This window comes from Burkholderia sp. Se-20378 (assembly GCF_017104665.1).
GTDB classification, from domain to species: domain Bacteria; phylum Pseudomonadota; class Gammaproteobacteria; order Burkholderiales; family Burkholderiaceae; genus Burkholderia; species Burkholderia lata.
The window spans coordinates 1-4,301 of the sequence record NZ_JAAGPG010000626.1 but is presented as its reverse complement, the minus strand read 5'-3'; the positions used below and the strand labels follow the sequence as shown (position 1 = coordinate 4,301).

3 protein-coding genes are annotated in these 4,301 nt (G+C 69.9%); all 3 read left to right on the top strand.

Translation table 11 applies throughout. The features are described 5' to 3' along the window. Positions 1-1,325: aldehyde dehydrogenase (locus G3N93_RS35100; protein ID WP_206135026.1), on the top strand; the 1,325-nt coding region annotated here is incomplete at its 5' end. Positions 1,326-1,336: 11 nt separating this feature from the next. Then, on the top strand, positions 1,337-3,226 hold the full coding sequence (locus tag G3N93_RS35095) for a feruloyl-CoA synthase (RefSeq protein WP_206135025.1): 1,890 nt from the start codon (positions 1,337-1,339) through the stop codon (positions 3,224-3,226). Positions 3,227-3,429: 203 nt separating this feature from the next. Beyond that, positions 3,430-4,301, top strand: an 872-nt coding sequence (gene mhpT, locus G3N93_RS35090) for a 3-(3-hydroxy-phenyl)propionate transporter MhpT (protein ID WP_206135024.1), incomplete at its 3' end; no start/stop codon positions are given.

Below are 4,301 nucleotides of genomic sequence, written 5' to 3'. Positions count from 1 at the left end.
GCGCCGACGCGGCGATCGACGCCGCGCACCGCGCGTTTCCCGCCTGGTCGGCGCTCGCGCCGACCGAGCGCCGCCGGCTGCTGCTGAAGGCAGCCGACCTGATGGACGCGCGCATCGACGCGTTCGTCGCGACCGGCGTGGCCGAAACCGGCGCGACGCCGGGCTGGATCGGCTTCAACGTGACGCTCGCGGCGAACATGCTGCGCGAGGCCGCGTCGATGACGACGCAGATCGCCGGCGACGTGATCCCGTCCGACGTGCCCGGCAATCTCGCGCTCGCGATGCGCGTGCCGTGTGGTGTCGTGCTCGGCATCGCGCCGTGGAACGCGCCGGTGATCCTCGGCACGCGTGCGCTGGCGATGCCGCTCGCGTGCGGCAACACGGTCGTGCTGAAGGCGTCCGAGGCGTGCCCCGGCGTGCACGCGCTGATCGGCGCGGTGCTGGACGAAGCGGGGCTCGGTGCGGGCGTGGTCAACGTGATCACGCATGCGGCGGCCGACGCACCTGAACTCGTCGAGCGGCTGATCGCGCATCCGCACGTGAAACGCATCAACTTCACCGGGTCGACGCACGTCGGGCGCATCATCGCGCGCCACGCGGCTGCTCACCTGAAGCCGGTGCTGCTCGAACTCGGCGGCAAGGCGCCCGTGCTCGTGCTGGACGATGCCGATCTCGACGCGGCCGTCGACGCGATCGCGTTCGGCGCGTTCTTCAACCAGGGGCAGATCTGCATGTCGACCGAGCGCGTGATCGTCGCACGGCCGCTTGCCGATGCGCTCGTCGAGCGCCTCGCCGCAAAGGCGCGCACGCTGGTCGCGGGCGATCCGCTGGCTGGTCATCCGCTCGGCACGATGGTCGACGCGGCGGCGGCTGCACGTGCGGCATCGCTCGTCGACGATGCGCGTGCGCATGGCGCGCAGCTGCCGCTCGGCTGCCGCGTCGAAGGTGCGACGATGCAGCCGGCGATCGTCGATGGCGTGACGCGCGACATGCGGCTGTATCGCGAGGAATCGTTCGCGCCGGTCGTCGCGATCCTGCGTGCGGACAGCGACGACGAAGCGGTCGCGCTCGCGAACGACAGCGAGTTCGGGCTGTCGTCGAGCGTGTTCAGCCGCGATGTCGCGCGCGCGATGGCGGTCGCACGGCGGATCGAATCGGGGATCTGCCACATCAACGGCCCGACCGTGCACGACGAGGCGCAGATGCCGTTCGGCGGCACCAAGGCGAGCGGCTATGGCCGCTTCGGCAGCCGCGCGTCGATCGCCGAATTCACCGAGCTGCGCTGGATCACGGTGCAGACCGTGCCGCGTCATTACCCGATCTGAGCGAGGCCACGATGAATGTAGCGAAGCCTCCGGGTGAGGTCGTACACGGCGCGGGCGGCGTGCGTTATCGCGCCGCGGCGGTCGCCGTGGGCGCGGCCGAGATCCGCCGCGCGGACGACGGCACGTGGTACCTGCGCGCCCGCGAGCCGCTCGGCGCCTACCCGGCACGCCTGACCGACTGCCTCGTGAACGGCGCGCAAGCCCACCCCGACCGCGTGCTGGCTGCGCGGCGCGGTGACGACGGCCGCTGGATCGAGATCACCTACGCGCAGATGCTCGAACGTGCCCGCGCGATCGGGCAGGGCCTCGCCGATCTCGGCCTGTCGGCCGACCGCCCGCTCGCGGTGTTGTCCGGCAACGATCTCGAACACCTGCAACTGATGTTCGCGGCGATGCTGGCCGGCGTGCCGTATGCGCCGATTTCACCCGCGTATTCGCTGGTGTCGACCGACTACGGCAAGCTGCGCCACACGCTCGGGTTGCTGCGGCCGGGCGCGGTGTTCGTCGCGGAACGTGCGGCGTTTGCACGTGCGCTCGATGCGACATTGCCGGCCGACGCGACGCTGATCGTCACGCGCGATGCGGATGCGTCGGGCGATGATGCCTTGCCGCTCTCGCGCTTGCTCGCCACCGTCCCTCGCACGATCGACGCGATCCATGCGTCGGTCGGCCCCGATCATCTCGCGAAGATCCTGTTCACGTCCGGTTCGACGAAGCGGCCGAAAGCCGTGCCGACCACGCACCGGATGCTGTGCAGCAACCAGCAGATGCTGCGCCAGACGATGCCCGAGCTGACGCGCGAGCCGCCGGTGCTGGTCGACTGGCTGCCGTGGAATCACACGTTCGGCGGCAGCCACAACCTCGGCATCGCGCTGTACAACGGCGGCACGCTGTATCTCGACGACGGCCGCCCGGTGCCCGGCCGGTTCGACGAAACCGTGCGCAACCTGCGCGAGATCGCGCCGACGATCTACTTCAACGTGCCGAAGGGCTGGGAAGAACTGACCGCCGCGCTCGAACGCGACGCCGCGCTGCGCGACACGTTCTTCTCGCGCGTGAAGCTGTATTTCTTCGGCGGCGCGGGGCTGTCGCAGGCCGCGTGGGACCGGCTCGACCGCGTGACCGATGCGCATTGCGGCGAGCGCATCCGGATCATGGCCGGGCTCGGCATGACGGAAACGTCGCCGTCGTGCCTGTTCACGACGGGGCCGCTGATGCGCGCCGGCTATATCGGGCTGCCCGCGCCCGGCTGCGACGTGAAGCTCGTGCCATGCGGCGGCAAGCTCGAATTGCGCTTCAAGGGGCCGAACGTGATGCGCGGCTACTGGCATGCGGAGGTCGATCCGCGCGACGTGTTCGACGATGAAGGCTATTACCGCAGTGGCGACGCGGCCACGTTCGCCGATCCGGAGCGGCCGGAATTCGGGCTGCAGTTCGACGGGCGATTGACCGAGGATTTCAAGCTGAGCAGCGGCACGTTCGTCAGCGTCGGGCCGCTGCGCGCGAACGCGGTGTCGAGCGGTGCGCCGTACGTGCAGGACGTCGTCGTGACCGGGATCAATCGCGACGACATCGGCCTGCTCGTGTTTCCGCGCATCGACGCGTGCCGTGCGCTTGCGGCGCTCGCTGCCGATGCATCGGCAGCCGACGTGCTGCGCGCGCCGGCCGTGCGCGCGGTGTTCGAGACCTGGCTCGCCACGCTGAACCGGCATGCGAGCGGCGGATCGACGTTCGTCGCGCGCATCCGGTTGATGGACACGCCGCCGTCGCTCGATCTCGGCGAAGTGACCGACAAGGGTTCGCTGAACCAGGCGGCCGTGCAGCAGCATCGCGCGGCAACGATCGACGCGCTGTACGACCCGGCGCGCCGTGATCCCGACGTGATTCACGCATCGACCTAGCGATAGGCATCGGTACACGTAACGACCTGCCGGCGATGCGACCGGCGGGCTTTTTTACGGCCAGTGAATCAGGCTGCCTGATAACAAGGGTGGCCGTTCAACCACCTCATTGCGCGCCTGCCCGCCCCTGGCCGGCGGCGGCGCGCGCCGCGAGCGGCCCTGCGAGGCACGCCGACGAAAAGACAACCAGGATTGGAGACACGATGAACACCTACGTTGCCGAAAGACCGGCGGTCGCGACGACACTCGCACTGTGCTTCGCAATCGCGTTGCTCGAAGGGCTCGACCTGCAGTCGGTCGGCGTCGCTGCGCCGCGCATGGCGCGCGAATTCGGGCTGACCGTGTCGCAGATGGGCATTGCGTTCAGCGCGGGCACCTTCGGGCTGCTGCCGGGCGCGATGCTCGGCGGGCGGCTCGCCGACCGGATCGGGCGCAAGCGCGTGCTGATCGCGTCGGTCGCGCTGTTCGGGCTGCTGTCGATCGCTACTGCGCAGGCGTCGAGCTTCGCGATGCTCGTCGTCGTGCGCGTGCTGACCGGCATCGGCCTCGGCGGCGCGATGCCGAACCTGATCGCGCTGTCGTCGGAAGCGGTCGACGCGCGCTCGCGCAGCAGCGCGGTGGCCGCGATGTACTGCGGCATCCCGTTCGGCGGCGTGATCGCGTCGCTGATCGGCGTGCTGCTCGCCGGCGATACCGAGTGGCGGCACATCTTCTATGTCGGCGGCGCGGGGCCGCTGCTGCTCGTGCCGCTGCTGGCGATGCTGCTGCCGGAATCGCGCGCGTATCTCGACATTGCCGGCACGTCGGCCGCGCGCACGAGCGTCGCCCGCACGCTGTTCGGCGACGGCCGCACGATCTCGACGCTTGCGCTGTGGATCAGCTATTTCTGCACGCTGATCGTCCTGTACTTCCTGCTGAACTGGTTGCCGTCGCTGATGGCCGCGCGCGGGCTCGATCGCGAGCATGTCGGCCTCGTGCAGATCGCGTTCAACGTCGGCGGCGGGCTCGGTGCGCTCGGCATCGGCGCCGCGCTCGACCGGACGCGTGCGTCGCGTGTGGTCGGCGGCATGTACGG

Excerpts from the sequence above, each read along its gene's own strand:
- G3N93_RS35095 (WP_206135025.1), top strand. The coding sequence starts at position 1,337 with ATGAATGTAGCGAAGCCTCCGGGTGAGGTCGTACACGGCGCGGGCGGC.